19 protein-coding genes are annotated in these 16,403 nt (G+C 62.6%); 3 read left to right on the forward strand and 16 right to left on the reverse strand.

Features of this window, described 5'->3' with window-relative positions; genetic code table 11:
- Positions 1-26: 26 nt before the first annotated feature.
- Positions 27-1,022 (reverse strand): GTP 3',8-cyclase MoaA, encoded by a 996-nt coding sequence (gene moaA / locus HGI30_RS16975; protein ID WP_168908641.1) that lies wholly within the window; start codon positions 1,020-1,022, stop codon positions 27-29.
- A 128-nt stretch (positions 1,023-1,150) separates the two neighbouring features.
- On the opposite strand from moaA, the gene HGI30_RS16980 reads away from it, so the two are divergent.
- From HGI30_RS16980 to HGI30_RS16990, 3 genes are all read left to right on the forward strand, one after another.
- Complete coding sequence (locus HGI30_RS16980; protein ID WP_168908642.1) at positions 1,151-1,963, forward strand: molybdenum cofactor biosynthesis protein; 813 nt, start codon at positions 1,151-1,153, stop codon at positions 1,961-1,963.
- Complete coding sequence (locus HGI30_RS16985) at positions 1,960-3,003, forward strand: ThiF family adenylyltransferase (protein ID WP_168908643.1); 1,044 nt, start codon at positions 1,960-1,962, stop codon at positions 3,001-3,003. Before HGI30_RS16980 ends, HGI30_RS16985 begins: the two co-directional genes overlap by 4 nt.
- Before the next feature lie 97 nt (positions 3,004-3,100).
- The gene (locus HGI30_RS16990; RefSeq protein WP_168908644.1) at positions 3,101-4,168 is read left to right on the forward strand and encodes an HD-GYP domain-containing protein; all 1,068 of its coding nucleotides are present in this window, start codon (positions 3,101-3,103) and stop codon (positions 4,166-4,168) included.
- Between the two features lie 176 nt (positions 4,169-4,344).
- Here HGI30_RS16990 and HGI30_RS16995 read toward each other — a convergent pair whose 3' ends face one another.
- The 15 genes from HGI30_RS16995 to HGI30_RS17065 all read right to left on the reverse strand — a co-directional run bounded on the left by HGI30_RS16995 (position 4,345) and on the right by HGI30_RS17065 (position 16,381).
- Positions 4,345-5,424, reverse strand: coding sequence for a glycine-rich domain-containing protein (locus HGI30_RS16995; protein ID WP_168908645.1), 1,080 nt, complete (start codon positions 5,422-5,424; stop codon positions 4,345-4,347).
- A 40-nt stretch (positions 5,425-5,464) separates the two neighbouring features.
- Positions 5,465-6,466 (reverse strand): peptidoglycan recognition protein family protein, encoded by a 1,002-nt coding sequence (locus HGI30_RS17000; RefSeq protein ID WP_168908646.1) that lies wholly within the window; start codon positions 6,464-6,466, stop codon positions 5,465-5,467.
- Positions 6,459-6,740, reverse strand: a complete 282-nt coding sequence (locus tag HGI30_RS17005) for a phage holin family protein (protein ID WP_168908647.1) — start codon at positions 6,738-6,740, stop codon at positions 6,459-6,461. The genes HGI30_RS17000 and HGI30_RS17005 overlap by 8 nt, the downstream gene beginning before the upstream one ends.
- A 25-nt stretch (positions 6,741-6,765) precedes the next feature.
- Entirely contained in the window at positions 6,766-7,080 is a 315-nt protein-coding gene (locus tag HGI30_RS17010; protein ID WP_168908648.1) for a hypothetical protein, read from the reverse strand.
- Positions 7,081-7,120: 40 nt separating this feature from the next.
- Positions 7,121-7,450, reverse strand: a complete 330-nt coding sequence (locus HGI30_RS17015) for a hypothetical protein (RefSeq protein ID WP_168908649.1) — start codon at positions 7,448-7,450, stop codon at positions 7,121-7,123.
- A gap of 23 nt (positions 7,451-7,473) precedes the next feature.
- Positions 7,474-9,111 carry a hypothetical protein gene (locus tag HGI30_RS17020; RefSeq protein WP_168908650.1) on the reverse strand — a complete coding sequence of 546 codons (1,638 nt, stop codon included), beginning with the start codon at positions 9,109-9,111 and terminating at the stop codon, positions 7,474-7,476.
- 3 nt (positions 9,112-9,114) lie between these two features.
- Complete coding sequence (locus HGI30_RS17025; RefSeq protein ID WP_168908651.1) at positions 9,115-9,399, reverse strand: ketopantoate hydroxymethyltransferase; 285 nt, start codon at positions 9,397-9,399, stop codon at positions 9,115-9,117.
- A complete protein-coding gene (locus HGI30_RS17030) occupies positions 9,396-9,980 on the reverse strand; it encodes a putative phage tail protein (RefSeq protein ID WP_168908652.1) in 585 nt (194 codons plus the stop codon). The genes HGI30_RS17025 and HGI30_RS17030 overlap by 4 nt, the downstream gene beginning before the upstream one ends.
- Positions 9,973-11,049, reverse strand: a complete 1,077-nt coding sequence (locus HGI30_RS17035) for a baseplate J/gp47 family protein (RefSeq protein ID WP_168908653.1) — start codon at positions 11,047-11,049, stop codon at positions 9,973-9,975. The genes HGI30_RS17030 and HGI30_RS17035 overlap by 8 nt, the downstream gene beginning before the upstream one ends.
- A complete protein-coding gene (locus HGI30_RS17040) occupies positions 11,042-11,413 on the reverse strand; it encodes a DUF2634 domain-containing protein (protein WP_168908654.1) in 372 nt (123 codons plus the stop codon). Before HGI30_RS17040 ends, HGI30_RS17035 begins: the two co-directional genes overlap by 8 nt.
- The gene (locus HGI30_RS17045; RefSeq protein ID WP_168908655.1) at positions 11,410-11,706 is read right to left on the reverse strand and encodes a DUF2577 domain-containing protein; all 297 of its coding nucleotides are present in this window, start codon (positions 11,704-11,706) and stop codon (positions 11,410-11,412) included. Before HGI30_RS17045 ends, HGI30_RS17040 begins: the two co-directional genes overlap by 4 nt.
- A gap of 4 nt (positions 11,707-11,710) precedes the next feature.
- Positions 11,711-12,703 carry an XkdQ/YqbQ family protein gene (locus HGI30_RS17050; RefSeq protein ID WP_168908656.1) on the reverse strand — a complete coding sequence of 331 codons (993 nt, stop codon included), beginning with the start codon at positions 12,701-12,703 and terminating at the stop codon, positions 11,711-11,713.
- Between the two features lie 4 nt (positions 12,704-12,707).
- A complete protein-coding gene (locus HGI30_RS17055; protein WP_168908657.1) occupies positions 12,708-13,445 on the reverse strand; it encodes a LysM peptidoglycan-binding domain-containing protein in 738 nt (245 codons plus the stop codon).
- Between the two features lie 42 nt (positions 13,446-13,487).
- A complete protein-coding gene (locus HGI30_RS17060) occupies positions 13,488-15,755 on the reverse strand; it encodes a hypothetical protein (protein WP_168908658.1) in 2,268 nt (755 codons plus the stop codon).
- A 203-nt stretch (positions 15,756-15,958) separates the two neighbouring features.
- Complete coding sequence (locus tag HGI30_RS17065; protein ID WP_168908659.1) at positions 15,959-16,381, reverse strand: phage tail assembly chaperone; 423 nt, start codon at positions 16,379-16,381, stop codon at positions 15,959-15,961.
- Positions 16,382-16,403 lie beyond the last annotated feature (22 nt).

The raw sequence follows: 16,403 nt of genomic DNA on the forward strand, positions 1-16,403 counted from the left end.
GCCTGTGCTCTTTCTAGCGTTCATGTTCAGCCGCCGATCTGCGACATCCTCCGCGACGTCGGCGTATGGCTGATCGCCTCGTCGTGCAGCTTCGCCGCCATTTCGTGGTTTTCCGGCTTGATGTCGGCCGCCCGCCGGAACAGCGCCTCGAGCGCCTCCCGGCTGCCCAGCGCGGGCTTGACGTTCAGCTCGTCCACCCAGTACAGGCATGGCTGCAGGCTGCCGTCGGCCGTCAGCCGCAGCCGGTTGCAGCGCGCGCAGAACCGGTCGCTCACCGGATGGATCAGTCCGAACGATCCGGAAGCTCCCTCGAACGCCCAGTTTTCCGATGGGCCGTTGCCCTTCATCTCCGCGAGCGGAGCCATCGGCAGGCCGAGCCCGCGCGCGGCCTCCATGACCGCCGTCAGCGGCAAGTAGTGGCTGCGCCACTGCTCGTCGGCATGGCCGATGGGCATGTATTCGATGAAGCGCACATGCAGCGGCTGCTCCACGGACAGGCGCAGGAAGCTTTGGATCTCGTCCTCGTTGACGCCCTTCAGCAGCACGCAGTTCAGCTTGATCGGACCGAGCCCGGCCTCGCCGGCCGCGCGGATGCCCGCGAGCACCTGCTCCAGCCCGCCGCGCCGCGCGATGAAGCGGAAGCGGGCCGAGTCCAGCGTGTCGAGGCTGATGTTCACCCGGTCGAGGCCCGCCGCCTTCAGCGCGGCCGCCTGCTTGGCCAGCAGCATGCCGTTCGTCGTCAGCGAGATTTCCTCGATGCCGGAGATCGCCTTGAGCCGGCGGATCAAGCCGTCCAGGCCGGGCCGCACGAGCGGCTCGCCGCCGGTGATGCGCAGCCGCCTGAAGCCGAGGCCGGCCGCGGCCTCGACGACCTCGACGATGTCGTCGTAGCTCAGCAGCTCCGACGAGTCGGCGAACTCCATCCCTTCCTCCGGCATGCAGTAGAGGCAGCGCAGGTTGCAGCGGTCCGTCACCGAGATGCGCAGATAGTCGTGTATCCTTCCGAATCGGTCCCTCAGCATCCCGTTTCCTCCTGTGCCTGGCTTCTTGGCGGAAGCCTGCGTTTTCGTGTCTATCAGTTTATCATTTTTGGCGAACTTATGATATGCTGGAAGCAAAACCCCGACCGGGACAGGTGAGGTTATCTACCATGAGCTACAGCTGGAGCATCGCTTTGTTCGCCGGCTTGCCGGAGCGTCTCGGGACGCGGCAGGCCGAGCTCGCGACCGACCGGACCGAGATGACCGTCGGCGAGCTGAAGGCCGCGCTGTGCGAGGCCTATCCCGCGCAGGCCGGCCTGATCTCCGTCTGCTTCGCGGCCCGCAACGAGGCTTACGCCGCAGACGACGAGGTCGTCCGCTGCGACGACACGCTGGCGCTGCTGCCGCCCGTGTCCGGGGGCGACGGCAGCGGCGCTGCCGCAGCCTCCGATGCCGATGCCGCCTGCCGCATCGGCCCAGAGCCGCTGGACGCGGCCGCCGTCGCCGCGCTGGTGGAGCATCCCGACCACGGAGCAGTCATCGTCTTCATCGGCACGACGCGCGAGTGGACGGCCGGACAGCGCACCGTCAAGCTGGAGTATGAAGCCTACGGGCCGATGGCGCTGCGCACGCTGGAGCAGATTCGCCGCGAGCTCGATGAGCGCTGGCCGGGCACGCGCTGCGCCATCCATCACCGCATCGGCGTCGTCGGCATCGGCGAGGCGAGCGTCGTCATCGCCGTCTCCGGACCGCATCGGGCGGCCGCGTACGACGCGAGCCGCTACGCGATCGAGCGCCTCAAGCAGATCGTGCCGATCTGGAAGAAGGAGATCTGGGAGGACGGCTCGGAGTGGAAAGGGCATCAGACGGGACCGTGGAATCCGCTCGCGGAACCGGCCGGAGCGCCTGCCTCGGCCGGCACGCTCCCGCCAGCGGAGCCCCGCCCTCCTGGAGCCGGCGCCTCGCAGGAGACGCCCGAATGAGCGGAGCCGGCCGGCCGCCGGTCCACGACCGCTACGTCCGCCAGACGCGCTTCGCGCCGATCGGCCCGGACGGCCAGCAGCGGCTGGGCGGATCCGTTGCCGCCGTCGTCGGCGTCGGCGCGCTCGGCTGCGTCATCGCCTCGCATCTGGCGCGCAGCGGCGTCGGCGAGCTGCGGCTCATCGACCGCGACGTCGTGGAGCTCAGCAATCTGCAGCGGCAGCTGCTGTACGACGAAGAGGATGCCGCCGCCAGCCTCCCCAAGGCGGAAGCCGCTGCGGCGAAGCTCCGGCGGGCCAACGGCAGCATCTCGATCCGCGCCTATGCGACGGATCTGCATGCCGGCAATGCGGACGAGCTGCTCGGCGGAGCGCAGCTCATCCTCGACGGCACCGACAATTTTCAGACCCGCTACCTGCTCAACGACTATGCGGTCCGCGCGGGCATCCCTTGGATCTACGGCGGAGCGGTCGGAGGCGGAGGCATGACGATGAGCGTGCTGCCCGGCTCCGGCCCCTGCTACCGCTGCCTCTTTCCCGAGCCGCCCGCCTCGGGTCTTGCGGACACCTGCGAGACGGCGGGAGTCGTCTCGCCGCTCGTCGACGTGATCGGATCGCTGCAGGCGATGGAAGCGATCAAGTGGCTCGCCGGCCGTGCCGAGGACATGCGCGGAAGCCTGCTTCAGCTCGATCTTTGGCGCAACTCCTGGATGCCGCTCGGCGTGGCCGAAGCCAGGCGGGCGGACTGCCCTTGCTGCGGCCGACGCGAGTTCCCTTACCTGGAGCCGGAGCAGGAAGCGGCGGCGGCGCTGTGCGGACGCTCCACCGTGCAGGTGCGCCCCGCCATCGCCCGCCCGCTCGATCTGCGCGCTCTCGCGGATCGGCTCTCCTCGGCAGGCGAGGTCCGGCTGACGCCGTACTCGCTCCGATACGAGCGGGACGAGCAGGTTTCCGTCGTCTTCTTTCCCGATTCGAGGGCGCTTATCCAAGGCATGGAAGATCCTATTAAAGCAAAAGCCGTTTATGCCGATATATTAGGATGATTATAGGTCGGAGGTAGGATGCTGCCTGCTTGCCGGTTCCGACGATAGTAGCAGGGCGGCTTTCCGCCGTCCAAGACTAACCTTGCCGAGGTGCACCATGAGGGTCCATATTTCCGATCTAAAGGAAGGCGATCTGCTGTCGAGCGACGCCTTCAACCACTATGGCTTGAACGTCATGGCCAAAGGAACCCGGCTGACCTCCTACGAGATCGCCAAGCTGTCGCAGCACAATATCGACTACGTGGATGTCGAGATGAATCGGCCCGCAGCCGTTCATGCCGGCGCCGGCCATCGGACGATCGAATCCGGGCTGCCGCCGCGCTGGCTGCCGTCCATGAAGCCCCTCTACGAGAACGCCATAACCGGCTGCGAGAATCTATTTCGCAAGGCGCTGGAGGAAGGCAAAGTAAGCGAGGAGGACGTGCACGAGTCGTTCGGCCCGCTCATGTCCAGCTTCCAGATGGAGCGGGACGTCGTCTCGATGCTGCTGCTGCTCGACACGAACGACGATTACACGTACCATCATTCGGTGCAGGTCGGCATGCTGTCCTACTATCTGGCCTCCTGGCTGGGCTTCTCCGAGGAAGAGTCGGGGCGCATCGGCAAAGCCGGCTTCCTGCACGACATCGGCAAATGCAAAATCCCGAAGGAAATCCTGAACAAGCCGGAAAAGCTGACGAGCGAGGAGTATCGGGAGGTCAAGCGCCATACGCTCTACGGCGAAGAAATCATCCTCAGCACCTACGACGATCCGTTCCTCTCCAGCGCCGCTCTCCAGCACCATGAGCGCATGGACGGCACCGGCTATCCCCACGGCATCATGGGAGCGGAGATTTCCCCCATCGCCAAGATCGTCGCCGTCGCCGACGTGTACAGCGCGATGATCTCCACTCGCACCTACCAGCAGAAACGGGACTTGCTCTACGTACTGCGCGAGCTGTACCGCATGAGCTTCCGCGAGCTGGATCCGCATACGACCCACACGTTCATCCGACATATGATTCCGAACTTCATCGGCAAGAGCGTAGAGCTCGACAACGGCCAATCCGGCACGTTCGTCATGACGCATCCGAGCGAGTTCTTCCGCCCGCTTGTCCAGATCGGGGATCAGTTCATCGACTTGTCCGAGCAGCGGGAGCTGGAGATTACGCAGATTTATATGTAAAACTAAAAAGCCCTCCCCTTCCCGCCTGATGAGGCGGAAGAGGAGGGCTTTTGACTGGCAAGGGCCGCGTCTTCCGAGTCGAAGGGAGAGGAGAAATTCGGAGAAACTCGTCATCCGCTCGAATGGAGCGGCAACGGACTTCCTATGGCACCCGTGAAAGACGCTGCACCGAAGGCTCAGTCTCCCCCGCCTCCGCAGCTGCTGGACGAGCAGCTGCTGCCCGAGGAGCAGCTGCTCGACGAACCTCCGTCGGAGGAGCCGCCTCCGCTTCCGCTATCGGAACGGCCGCTTCCGCCCTCATCGTACGAGCCGCCGCTCGCGCAACCCGACGCCGAACAGCTGCTTTGAGAGCGTTGCCGCTCCTCTTCCGGCAGATGCTGCTCCATCTGCTCGTCGAACGAACCGCCCATCGAGCTCAGGAGCATCGCCCCGCCCAGCATCGCGCCATAGCCGGGATCGGCGTAGCTGCTCGCAGCCGCTGGAGAGGACGAGCGTCCGCGATCGGCGCTTCGTTCCTCGCGTACTTCGGCAGCCTGACGGCGGAGCTTATCGAGCAGATAGGAGGCGAGCCGTTCGTCCGCCTCGGGACGGATCAGCGCTGAACGCAGCTCCCGCTCCTCGTCGTCCTGCAGCCGCCGGAGCCGCTCTTCGTCGAGCGGATGACGGAAAAATCCTCCCCAGGCGACAGGAGCGAAGGCGTGAAACCGGAACAGCGCCGCGTAGGCCAGATCGAACCAGGCGCGGCCGCCGGGGTCCGGCACGCTTTCGGCCGCCGGCTCGTGATGCAGCGGTCCGCCGGTCAGTTCCCGGCCGAAGCGCTCGTAGTCGCGGGTATACATCAGCATCTCATGCCAGACTCCGTCCACCTCGTCGCTGAACATCGGCACGCTGCGCAGCAGCGAGCACAGCACGAAGTACCGCTTCAGCTCGAGCAGCAGCAGCTCGAACCGCTCCAGCGAGCACTCAGGATGCTCGGTCAAATAGCGCTGCCGCAGCCGATCGACGTAGTCGGCGGGAAGGGCACGCTCGAGCTTGGCGAGAGTGTCCTGCACCGGAGCGTCCGGCAGCGCCCCGAGACGCTCCCAGCCTTCCGTTTCACGGCCGGCTTCCGCAACGGGATCCCGACGGATGCTCGCTTGGGAACGTGGAGCCGCGCCGCGCCCGGCTTTTGCTTTGGAGCCGTTCGATTTGGAGACGAAGACGAACACGACAAGCAAGAAGGCGATGATGAGCGCCAAAGAAGTACCGGATGACATGGGAGGGCTCCTTTCCGCGAACCGATTTATGCCGATCTTATCACAAATCGGTCCCGGTCAGCGGAATTCCCGCACATTTCCGCAGCTCGTCGGCCATACGGGCAAACCGCTCCGGGTTTTCGCCTTTCGCAGCCGCCTTGAACCAGGCGGGCGACAGCCAGCCGCTGATGATTTCCTCGGCGTTGCTTCTGAGCAGGCCCTCCCCGTCCGCGCTGCGACGCAGCCGATCCGCCAGCCGCGCGTAGTGGGCCGCCCCGCTTTCGTCGCCGGCCGCCTTGCGCGCCTGCCATGCCGGCTGGATGTACGAAACGATGAGATGGGCGCACGTATCGGAAGAGAGCCGGGCAACCGGCAGGGCAAGGCCGGCTTGACTACCTGCCAAGGATGCGGCTCCCCGGCTTGCCGCGGGGCAGGTCGAAGGAGGATCGGACGGCGCAGGCGGACGGATTCCCGTCTCGGTCGAGCTTGCGGCGTCTTTGCGCCATGCGTCCAGCCTCGCCTCGACGTCCCGGATCAGATGGCGCAGCGTTCGCCCTCCCGTCGCCAGCGCCTGCTCGCAATCCCGCTTGCGCGCCGGATCGAGCTGGCTATGGCTGACGATATGGGTGGACGGCGATTTGCTCCACTTGGCGCAGCAATAGGCCAAATAAGCGACGTATCGGTCATAGGCCGCCTCGAAGCGGATGCCTCCGCCGTAGCACAGCTCGATGCCGAGCGCGGCGTCGTTGGCGTCTGCGCCGAAGCGGCGATTGTCCTCCGGCGCCTGACGCTGGACATGGTACGCCTTTTCTGCGGGCTCACTGCCGGTGCCGGTCGGGATGATCTCCAGGATGCGCTGGTCGTCGATGAAGACATGGGCGGAGGCGTACCGCTCCGTCTGCCGGTCGAAGTAGCGGAAATGCGCCTCCGCCGTCGCGCCGGGGTTCCCGGTATCGTGAGCGACGAAAAAAGCCGGGCCTCCGGCGGTCAGCCGAAGGCCCGGCCTCGTCTCGGGGCGGATGCGGATGTAGCGGCGCTCGATCGGATAGCCGGGATCAAGCATCTTCTCCCTCCTTGCGGATCGCCTCGGCGGTCTGCTTGACGAGCTGGTTGCCGTAGACGGCGACGGCGCCGCAAAAGATGCCCTGCATCACGCCTTCCGCCGTCCAGCCTGCGGTGAAGCCGGCGAAGCCAATGCCGTTCGCGGTGACGAGATAGATGATGAGCCAGTCCGGGATGCCGGCCGTCCGTTTGAGGCCGTAGCCGATGATCCAGCAGACGGCGACGACGCCGGCCAGCTCGGGACGGATCATCGTCTGGATGAGGGTCCAGTCCATGGATGCGAGCCTCCTTTGATTACCTTTATTCAAGAATCTTGAAAACAAGGCCCAGCAGCGAGGCCGCCAGGCCGATGAGGGTGAACGAGGTCGTGATGAGCCAGCGCTGGCCCTGCTTGATGCCGTCGATGCTGGCCCGGATCTCGTCGATCCGGTGATGCGCGGCGCGCGCCCGCTGGGCGGCCTCGCGCGCCGTCTCGTCGCTTTTTTCCAGGCGTTCGATGAGCCGCGTGACTCCGGAGGCCAACTCGCCGAGAGCCCGAGTATTGACTTCCTGCAGCGTCTCGAGCTTCACCACTTGGGATACGATCGCCTGGAGCTGATTCTCGGGTCTGCTCATGCCGGGTTTCTCCTTTCGAACGGTGGGGAGGGGAAAGACGCTATAAGACGCTCGCTGGCAGAAGGACCTCATCGGCGTTTTCTTTAGTTTTGATCTTTTGAGAAAGATATCTTAGAAGCACCGAGTAGTACATCAGAACATTGCTTTCTCCAAGTTTCCTTTGTCCATCCTGATATCCGTCCAAAGAGCTCTTCGATAGCGTCAACTCTTCAGAAAAGTCGAGCTTCTCATCAACCGGAACGACCATCATGGCGTTGCTGAGCAAGATTGCACCCGATTGAATAATTTGATAATGGATTCGGAATTGATTGATATTTCCATCCATATCAAAGTTCTGGGTTACTGCCAGCAATTTAATCTGTTTTTTCATGCTTTAACCTCCTGAAAATGAATCTAGAATCCTTGAGCGTGGTTGAAGCGCAAAGAATGATAGCCTCTACGCCATGCCACAATTCGATACATGAACCTGGAATTGGGTTTTCCCTTGACAACAAAACTGCTTGAATCGCGCACAGGGACGTAAAAGGCGCCTTCGTCCATTCCTTGGATAAAGACTTGGTAGTCTTCCCCCCTGATTTCCACCGATTCAAGGAATATGCGATCCATGGAAATGACGGATACTCCATCCTCTCCTACAATGGATTCGCCAAAGTCCTCAAAACGGTTTTCTGGCGATTCCACGGCGTAAAGAAGTTGATCTCCATAACTTGCGGTTGATACAACAGCAGATTTCGTACCGCCTACGCTGAAGGATTTCACAACTCTGACGCCTGTTGCATCCCAATAAGCGCTCTGCTGACTGTTGGCGTACATTGAAATGCTGTTGTCTCCATTCCATAGCAGCCCCGTGTCATGATCGCCGATCGCTAGATCGACGACTGCTTGAGTATTCATATTGCTTCTGCCTGATCCTCCATTAAAGCCTACCGCCAACGTGCCAGATACTCTGGCGTTGCCCACTCCGGTCACTTTGAAGAAGGGCTGCCACGCATTGGCTCCAATCGTTCCCACATCTAAAATGGCGCTCGCATCTGCCATATACCGGCTTGCCACAATGAGCCCTACTGCCGCCGGATGGTCTTGCCAGTTTACAATCGATGCGGCAGGAGTAATGCCTGCTGGAGGAAACGATGATGCAGAATTGACGGCCTTTGCATGCCCGTGACGTTCAATATGGACGGCCGATTGATTTGAAGAAGAGGGACCGTTCAACGATAATATTGGAGCCCAATTAAGAGTGTCAAAAAAAGTACCCAAACGAATCGTATTGTTTCCAACCATTCGAATGCCATCTGTAGAACCTGCTGCGTTTTCGTAGACCGCGTAATGCTTTCCATCTGACGCATTTTGTCCGCGGAAATAGATCGGAGAGTCAGCAAGGTTGAGATTTGAACCGCCGCCCCCGCCTAGATTCAGCTTGTTGGGGATGGTAACGTTTCCGGTGGATCGAGCTATATCCAGCCCTTTTGTTATAAAGGCTCCGCTGTTGTCATAGGTCCAGAAGGATAAATTTCCTCCTCCATTTCCTGCGACGCTCGGTCCATCCAATCCGATTGCGCCATAATTATTGCCGTTGTACTTCATCATCAAATGAACCTGACCACCCGAACTGGTTCCTTGAGTCGTTGTCATCGATTTGAAGCTTGGATTGGCTGCCTTCTGCAGATCTTGATCAAAATGGAACCCATCTGCGGTATCGGCATTCAAACCTGATCCAGGACCGCCATTCCACAGCCTTCTATCCGACTCCGATACATGGGCGTTTGAATTAGAGCTATGGGAAGCAAGCTGAGCCTTGGCGTCGTCCACCTCCGCCTTACGCGCGGCGTCGTCCGCGGCCGCCGGGGCGGCCACCTTGACGCGGCCGGCGGCGTCGCGCTGCATGAGCTTGCCGGGCGAAGCCTGGCTCGTCGCGCCGTGCGCTCCTTCCACGATCGCCGCATGGGCGGACGCCGCATTCACCTCGCCGCCGAGCGCGTTCAGATCCGCCTCGGTGACGACATCGTTGAACTTCCAATCCGTTTTTGCCATCGTCTATCCCTCCTCCACTGTGACCGACTGCAGCATGAGCGTGTCGCTGGTGATCGGAATCTGCACATCATTCACACTCAGCGTCTTGCCGGCCGCATCCTGCAGCTCGATCCGGTGCACCGTCCCGACCGCCTCCGCCGGAATGTAATACCTCAGCTCCACGACGCCCTGCGCCGCCCGCTTGAGCGTGAACTCCGTCAGCAGCACCGCGCCGCCGTTCAGAGAAACGCGCGCGATCCGCCCGTCCACATAAGCGGCTACGTCCTGAATCAGCGAAGCCTCGATCATCGTACGATCCCCTCTTCCTTCTCTGTCGTGAATCCGGTCGCGCCGAGCTTCCAGCTGCCGAGCGTCGTCTCGCGGGCCAGCCGGCGATAGCGGATGCCCTCCCTCAGCCGGAGCGTGTCCGCGACCGCCGTCTGCTGCACATAGACGAGATTCGCCGGCTTCAGCGCGGTCACCGTCTGCTCCACCTCGCGGAACAGCGACGCGTTCTGAATCGCTGCCGAGATCGTCAGCACATGCGCCTCCAGGTCGACCTGCGCCAGCGCGCGTCCCGGTCCGGCCAGATCGTCCAGCCTCTCTTGCAGGTAGCGCAGCGTAAAAGGCGGCTTCGTCGAATACCGGTTGACGACCCGCATTCGCCGAAACGCCGGCGATTCCTGCGATTCATCCGCCCGGATGCCGAGCAGCCGCTCATGGCGGCGTACCGCCTCCACGGATGCGGTCAGTACGAAGCGGTCGTCCAGCAGGCGGGCCAGCGCCTGCTCCGCCGACGCGACCTCCGCATCCTCCGACCGGAACAGCTCCGTCATCTCGCGGCTCTCCTGATAAAATTCCGGCAGCTTCCCGATCAGCGGCTCAGCCATTCAGCGTCACCGTCCCGAGCACCGGCACCTCGTCGGCTTCCAGCTCCAGATTGGAGGGCGCGCCGTTCAGCGTCGTGCCGCCGATATCCTCGACGCCCGGCAGCGCGAGCACTCTCGTCTCCAGCTGAGAGATGCGTACGATCAGGCGGCTCTCGCCCGCCCAGACGCGCCGCAGCTCCAGCAAATACGCTCCGGCCGCCGCCTCGATGTCCCGCTCCAGCTGGACGGCGCTGACGCCGGCGCGCAGCGTGAGCTGCGTGGCGATGTCTACGGGAACCGCGTCCGCCGCTACGATCGTCACCCGATGGCCGATCGGGGCGAGCCCGATGCCTTGTCCCGCCGACTCGGGATCGATCGCCGCCTGCACGTCCTGCACCAGCGCGGCAGCCGCCGGAGCGAAGTCGCTGCCGATGACCGTCGCCTTGACGGTCCCGCCGCCGCTCCACGCGGGATGGATCTTGACCCCGCCGACTCCGGCGAGGCCGCCGATCTTGGCCCGATAATCCGCGATGTTGCCGCCGAACGGCTGCTCGCTGACCGCCTGCCAGAACCGGGCCCGCAGCTCGGCGTCGCCCTCCTCGTCCTCGCCCGGCACGAGCACGTCCGCCAGCTCGGCGCGAGCCAGGCCGTCGATATAGTCCAGCGGCAGCAGCGCTCCCGCCACCTCGTTGCCGGCCCGCCCGGCCTGCTCGGCTGCGAGGCGGTACGTTCCCGGCGCGAGCCGTTCCGCCACCTCGTAGGCGATTCCTTCCGCCGCCAGGCGCGAGCGCAGCGGCACCTCCGCCGGGCCGCCGGCCGCGCCGTAGAACCGTCCGAGCCGCATGGCCCGGCTCGAAGCCTTGCGCCGCACCCCGTGCTCGGCCGCGCGGCGCGTCAAGTACTCCCCGTCCGCCGTATCGGCGAACGAGAGCGCCAGCTGCACGTCGAGCTCGGCGTACAGCTCGGCCAGCTCGGCCGCCGCGGGCGCGAGCGCGTCGAAGATGACGCTTCCTTCCCTTTTGTCCAGCTCTTCCGGAATCCGGGCCAGCATGCGGCCCATGATCTCGCGGTACGTCTGATGCTCATACACCGGACTTCGCCTCCTCCTTGAACGAGCCGAAGACGGTGCGCACCGTGAACGTCAAGGCCACGCCGTCTCCTTCCCGCTTCGTCTGCATGTCCTCGACCGCCAGCACGCGGCTGTCCGCCAGCAGCGCTTCCTCGACGGCCGCTTCGATGTCGTAGCTCGACCGCTCCAGCCCGATCTCTCCCGTGTACACCTCATGCTCCCAGCGCACGGTCGACAGCTGCTTGAAGACGAACTGGCGCATCGCGGCCAGCCCGTCGATGCGTCCTCCCGTCCGCCCGTCGAGATGAATCGGATAGGTCAAGCTCGGCCGCTCGATCTCTTCGGCCGCCGTCCAATCCAGTCCCGTCTGCTCCGGCACGCTCATGCGTCCACCCTCCCCAGCGCGACGTAGGGGCTGCCGCCCTCCGAGCGCAGCAGGACGAGCCGGTCGCCGGGCTCAAGGCCGCGCCTCAGCACGACGCGCTCCCCGCCCAGCTCCACCGCCAGCTCCTGCAGATGCTCGGGCACGACGAGCAGCTCCGCCGGCAGCGTGAAGCGCTGCTCGACGGCCACCTCCAGCGGCGCCAGGCTCGTCACCTTGCCGAACACCGCCTTCGTCAGCTGCTGCGCGTCGAGCGAGCGAGCCAGAATCTGCTTGATGGAATCGTTGATGCTCATTCGCTCATCCTTCCTTCACCATGCCGTCGATGACGTACAGCTCCAGCTGCATCGTATGGGACCGGCCGGCGTAATTATGGGTGCATTCCTCCACCAGGAAGTTCCGATTCAGCTCGAGTCGCGGGATCGACACCTGCACGACCGAACCGGCTCGGATCGTCGGATGGCCGAGCGCCTCCAGGCTGAACTTCCGCTGCTCGCGGTTTTTCAGCTGGAGGAGCTGCTTCAGCATCTCCTTGATCCGCTCCTCGTTGAGGCCCTCGTCTACTTTCTGATAATATTGCAGCTGCCCCCAGCGGGCGATCGCGGCGCTGTCCTGCTCGATGTAGACGTCCCGCCCGCCGGACTTCTTGTTGTCGCGCACGAGCTTGATGCGGTTGTACGTCTCGCTGTCGATGCTGCGGCTGGACGAATAGCCCGTCAGCAGGCTGTTCTCGCCGATGACGACCTTCGCCTTCATGTCGGCCACGTCGCGCAGCGTCAGCAGGCCCGCATCGTCATAGAAGACGAACAGCCTCCCCTTCGCCAGCAGCGTGTCGTCCAACGCCTTGAAAATCATGTCCAGCCGTTTCTGCCCGTCCTGGCTGAACTTCGGAATCGGATGGCCCGTGTCGGCGATAGGGCCGAGCCGGGCTTGGATCGCCAGCGCCTGGTCGCGGACGACCTGGGTCGCCGTCACGTTCGTGCGGACGTACGTGTCCGTTTCCAGCAGGTAGCGGAGCTGGTCCTGCGCCTTCACGCGCACGACCCGGTCCTCGTCTTCCTCCAGGGTGAACACATAGCCGTAAAACAGCCGCACGCCGTCGTCGCTCACCCGCACGACGTTGCCCGGAGCGATCGGCAGCTGGCTTTGCGCCGCCAGGCTCGGTCCCCGGATCATCGAAAATTCCAGCGTGCCCGCCTTGCCGATGCGCGACGTCTTCCAGGTCAGCTCGGTTGCCATGCCGGTGATGTCCCACAGCCGTCCGTCGCGCAGGTCGAGCTCGATCTTCAGCATGCCCTCACCCCTTCGGCGGCGGCACCTGAAGCACGCGGCCGATCTGCAGCCGCTTCAGCTCCGAGTTGCCGATTCCGTTGAGCTTCTGGATCTCCGGCCAGCGGCTGCTGTCGCCGTCGTACAGCTTCATGCTGATGCGGCTGAGCGTATCGCCCTTGACCATCGTGTAGGCTTTCGGCGGGACCTTGAGGTCCGGCCGCTTGTCCGGCTCCTTCGCCACGGCGGTCGTTCCGGCCGCCGTCTTCACGGCCTGCAGCTTCACCGGCGCGTAGAACACGTACTCCTTCAGCTTGAGGGAGTAGAACACGTCGCCCGGCGAGCCGGCCTCCTCCCAACGGTCGAATCCAGTGATCGTCATCGGAATCTGCAGCGTGTACGGATTCTCGAACCGGTCGAAGTGGCGCGCATAGATGAACCGCAGCGGATAGCCGGAGCGCATCCAGCGGCCGATGTCGTCGGCGAACTGCTCCGGCCGCTTCAGGATGCGCCTTGTCGCGACGTAGGGGCCAGGCTGGCTGGGGAAAAAGCTCTCGAACTCGATTTCCGCTAGTCCCGGCTTCTCGATCGTCGCGATCGGTCCGGCTCCGAGCAGATTGTAGTCCTTGCCGGAGCCGCTCCTGCGGATCGACAGCTTGGCCGGCAGCACGGGCAGCTCCCAGCCTTCCGTGCCGTGGTTGAAGTCGAGCCGGATGCCGGAGAACGCCTTGGCCGGCTGAGGGTTGACCCGAATCGGTATGGCCATGGCCGACCTCCTTTCCGCGCAATGCTGCGCTTGGTGGTGAACTTAAATGCGAGCGTACACGCCACCGGCGGACGACTCGATCTCCTGCTCCATGCTGGCGGCGATCTTGCGCACCACGTCGTCGACGTCGACCTGCTTGTGGATCGGCCCTGTCGTCACCTGCACGGTCGGCGTCAGCGTGACGAAGTTCTGGATCGCCTTCATCTCGGCCAGATCGCGCATCACCTTCAGCTCCTCGCTGCCGATGTCGACCTCGCTGCCGATGCTGCCGACCTCGTTGACCTTGCCGATGTTGGGGATGGTTCCGCCCGGGGCCGCACCAGCTCCTGCCCCTCCCATCATGCTGTTCTGCTTGTCGGCCATGCCGCCGCCGCCCTTCCACTTGTCTTTACCTTGGTAAGGGTCTTCGTCAGGATCTTTTTCTTTTTTTGTTTTTTGAGAGAGGCTATTAAACCAAGCAACGGTCTTGTCCTGCCCGTTTTGAGCGATTTTTGATGAATCCAAAACGTCCATGCGCTTAGCCTCGTAAATGTCCTTGTCCGAGGTAGGTTCTTCAATTCCATCCAACATCTGCTTCAATGAATCGCTCAAAGCATGGGGATTATTCACGTTCAGCGTCGCGATTCCCGTATATTTTTTACCAAACAATTTGGCCATGCCTGCTCCCAATCCGTTTACCAATCCAATGACTCCATTGATGCCCTCAAGAATGATCTGCATGAATCCGCCCGCGAAGGACTCCGTCATGAGCAGCATTTCATACAAGGCATTGCCGAACATCATCGCCAGATCGTAGAACAGCTTCTGCACGGCGTAGATGGGGTCGATGAAAAGATTGACGAGGAAATCGGCAAAACTGGCGAACAAATTCCAGACGGTCGCGACAACATTGTAGATTTCGGCTCCTAGCCCCAAAAACAGTCCAACGATAAAACCAATGATTTCGCCTGCCGATACTCCCATCTGCAACAGAGCGAACAAGAGCAAGCCAACGATAGCAATGATCAGGAGCAGCGGCCAATTCGCCATGAAAAAGGCAGCAGCCATCGCTAAAATCGGCGCGACCAAGCTCCACAGCCAGACGGCCAAAAGCGGCAGCAGCACCATCGCCAGAACCGAAAGGATATCTGCCACGGTCTGACCATGGGCTAGAAATAGATTGAGCAAGAATAATGCAGCATCGGCGGCTCCTGCCAACAGTTCAGCCATGATGTACAATCCTGTTGAGAGCGCGTTGAAGAACGGATCCAACTTGCCGGATTCAAAGGCGGCCATGATTTTGTCCATGACCGGCACGAGCGCTTCTAAAGCCGGCATGCCCGCTTCACCAAGCTTGACCTGAGCCTGCTGCTGGATGCCAGCCATTTTTGATGCTGGCGTTGAAGTAAGTTTGTCGAAGCCCGCATCACTCATGCCTTGCTTGGCAAGCAGACCGTCCATCGCGCGCATGAAACCCTCCATGTTGCCCGAGGCGACCGCCTTGTCCGCGCCGCTTTCCTTCAGCTGCTTTTGGGAGATGCCAAGTCCTTTCAGCAACGCAGTTGAATCGCCATTCATCATCAAGCTCATTGCCCCCGTTGTGTCTTTAAGGCTGCTCGACGGATTGAGCTTCTGCATCCTCATCGCCATTCGATTGAGCGCCGTCACTTGAGCGGGGTCGGTTGTCACCTTGAGGAAGGACAGCGCAGACTGCTGTGCTTCGGCCGGATTGACGTTTGCTGCGAGTGCCTGCTTGCTTACCGCGTCATAAAGAACTTTTCCACCAGCATCGCTGCCAGCTGCTACCGAGTAGCGTGTCATCATTTCCTGCTGGTTAATTGCCTGCCCTAGCGATTGCTTGAACATAGGCACGGCAGCTCCAAAAGAAATTGCCAGAGCGGAAGAGACAAGAGCTGCAATTCCAGGCGCCTGAACAGATGCTTTTGCTCCGACTCCGCCGCTTCCAGGCGATGCGGAGCCTGATTTTACGGAACTGCTGGGTTGCATGTCCCCTATCGCCTTAACTTTCACTTTGAACGGCTCTTCCAGTCTCTTCTGAATTTGCTTGCGCAGCCGGTTGATGTCTTCCTCCGGAACATTCAAGCGGACCTGCAGGGCGAATCGAGACTGCCGGAGCCGTCCCATTCTTTGCATCACGCCATTGATCTCCTGATGCGCGCCGCTCGTCTGCACCGACACCTTGAGCGGCTTCGCCAGCTGGCGCTGCAGCTTGTCGCTGAGCTGGATCGTCCGCTCCAGCGTCTGATTGACCTGCCGCAGCTCGGCGCTGAAGCGGTCATACAGCCGGATCGTCGCCTGCAATGTCGCCATCGCTTCCCTCCCCCCTTTCCGTCATCGGCGCTTGCCGCTCCGCGAGGATTGGAGCCGAGCCTGCTTCTCCGCTTCCAGCCGCACGCGGATCATGCCGATCAGCGCGGCCTTGCGCCGCGTTCCCAGCTCTGCGAATTCCCATGGCAGCACCCCATATTCATTGAGGGCGAAGTACGCATAATTCCACTCGCCTTCCCCCTCTTCTAGTCGTTTTTTACTTCTTCCGCCAGCTCGCCGACCTCGCGGTCGAAGCCGTTGATCTCCTGCACCTTGGCCGCCAGATTGGCGAACTCGCCCGCCAGCAGCATCTTGCGAACGACGGCCGCCGCGCCGCGCACGCCGTACGACTGCTGCAGCTCGGCGTCATTGAGGTCCGGGTGCACGACGCAGGCCGCGACCATGCGGCCAAGGTAGGCGTTGTAGTCCATCTCCGGCATCGCCTGCCCGCCCTTCCCCTTCGTCCGCTTCATCGAGGCGGAGCGCAGCTCCTCGTTCAGCTCCTCCGAGATGGCGCGCAGCTTCCAGGCGGCGGGCCGGCCCGACTCGTCGCGGAATCGGTCCGAGACGACGACCTCCTGCGTTTCGGCGGCGACGGCATTCTGGGCAAAAAACAGCTTCATGGACATGAATAGTTCCTCCTTGGAATGG

This window comes from Paenibacillus albicereus, from assembly GCF_012676905.1.
Lineage (GTDB): Bacteria > Bacillota > Bacilli > Paenibacillales > Paenibacillaceae > Paenibacillus_O > Paenibacillus_O albicereus.

Excerpts from the sequence above, each read along its gene's own strand:
- HGI30_RS17060 (WP_168908658.1), bottom strand. The coding sequence starts at position 15,755 with ATGGCGACATTGCAGGCGACGATCCGGCTGTATGACCGCTTCAGCGCC.
- HGI30_RS17030 (WP_168908652.1), bottom strand. The coding sequence starts at position 9,980 with ATGGCTGAGCCGCTGATCGGGAAGCTGCCGGAATTTTATCAGGAGAGC.
- HGI30_RS17050 (WP_168908656.1), bottom strand. The coding sequence starts at position 12,703 with ATGCTGAAGATCGAGCTCGACCTGCGCGACGGACGGCTGTGGGACATC.
- HGI30_RS17005 (WP_168908647.1), bottom strand. The coding sequence starts at position 6,740 with ATGGACTGGACCCTCATCCAGACGATGATCCGTCCCGAGCTGGCCGGC.
- HGI30_RS17025 (WP_168908651.1), bottom strand. The coding sequence starts at position 9,399 with ATGATCGAGGCTTCGCTGATTCAGGACGTAGCCGCTTATGTGGACGGG.
- HGI30_RS17000 (WP_168908646.1), bottom strand. The coding sequence starts at position 6,466 with ATGCTTGATCCCGGCTATCCGATCGAGCGCCGCTACATCCGCATCCGC.
- HGI30_RS17055 (WP_168908657.1), bottom strand. The coding sequence starts at position 13,445 with ATGGCCATACCGATTCGGGTCAACCCTCAGCCGGCCAAGGCGTTCTCC.
- HGI30_RS16990 (WP_168908644.1), top strand. The coding sequence starts at position 3,101 with ATGAGGGTCCATATTTCCGATCTAAAGGAAGGCGATCTGCTGTCGAGC.
- HGI30_RS17040 (WP_168908654.1), bottom strand. The coding sequence starts at position 11,413 with ATGAGCGTGCCGGAGCAGACGGGACTGGATTGGACGGCGGCCGAAGAG.
- HGI30_RS16985 (WP_168908643.1), top strand. The coding sequence starts at position 1,960 with ATGAGCGGAGCCGGCCGGCCGCCGGTCCACGACCGCTACGTCCGCCAG.
- moaA (WP_168908641.1), bottom strand. The coding sequence starts at position 1,022 with ATGCTGAGGGACCGATTCGGAAGGATACACGACTATCTGCGCATCTCG.
- HGI30_RS16995 (WP_168908645.1), bottom strand. The coding sequence starts at position 5,424 with ATGTCATCCGGTACTTCTTTGGCGCTCATCATCGCCTTCTTGCTTGTC.
- HGI30_RS17065 (WP_168908659.1), bottom strand. The coding sequence starts at position 16,381 with ATGTCCATGAAGCTGTTTTTTGCCCAGAATGCCGTCGCCGCCGAAACG.
- HGI30_RS17015 (WP_168908649.1), bottom strand. The coding sequence starts at position 7,450 with ATGAAAAAACAGATTAAATTGCTGGCAGTAACCCAGAACTTTGATATG.
- HGI30_RS17045 (WP_168908655.1), bottom strand. The coding sequence starts at position 11,706 with ATGAGCATCAACGATTCCATCAAGCAGATTCTGGCTCGCTCGCTCGAC.
- HGI30_RS16980 (WP_168908642.1), top strand. The coding sequence starts at position 1,151 with ATGAGCTACAGCTGGAGCATCGCTTTGTTCGCCGGCTTGCCGGAGCGT.
- HGI30_RS17010 (WP_168908648.1), bottom strand. The coding sequence starts at position 7,080 with ATGAGCAGACCCGAGAATCAGCTCCAGGCGATCGTATCCCAAGTGGTG.
- HGI30_RS17020 (WP_168908650.1), bottom strand. The coding sequence starts at position 9,111 with ATGGCAAAAACGGATTGGAAGTTCAACGATGTCGTCACCGAGGCGGAT.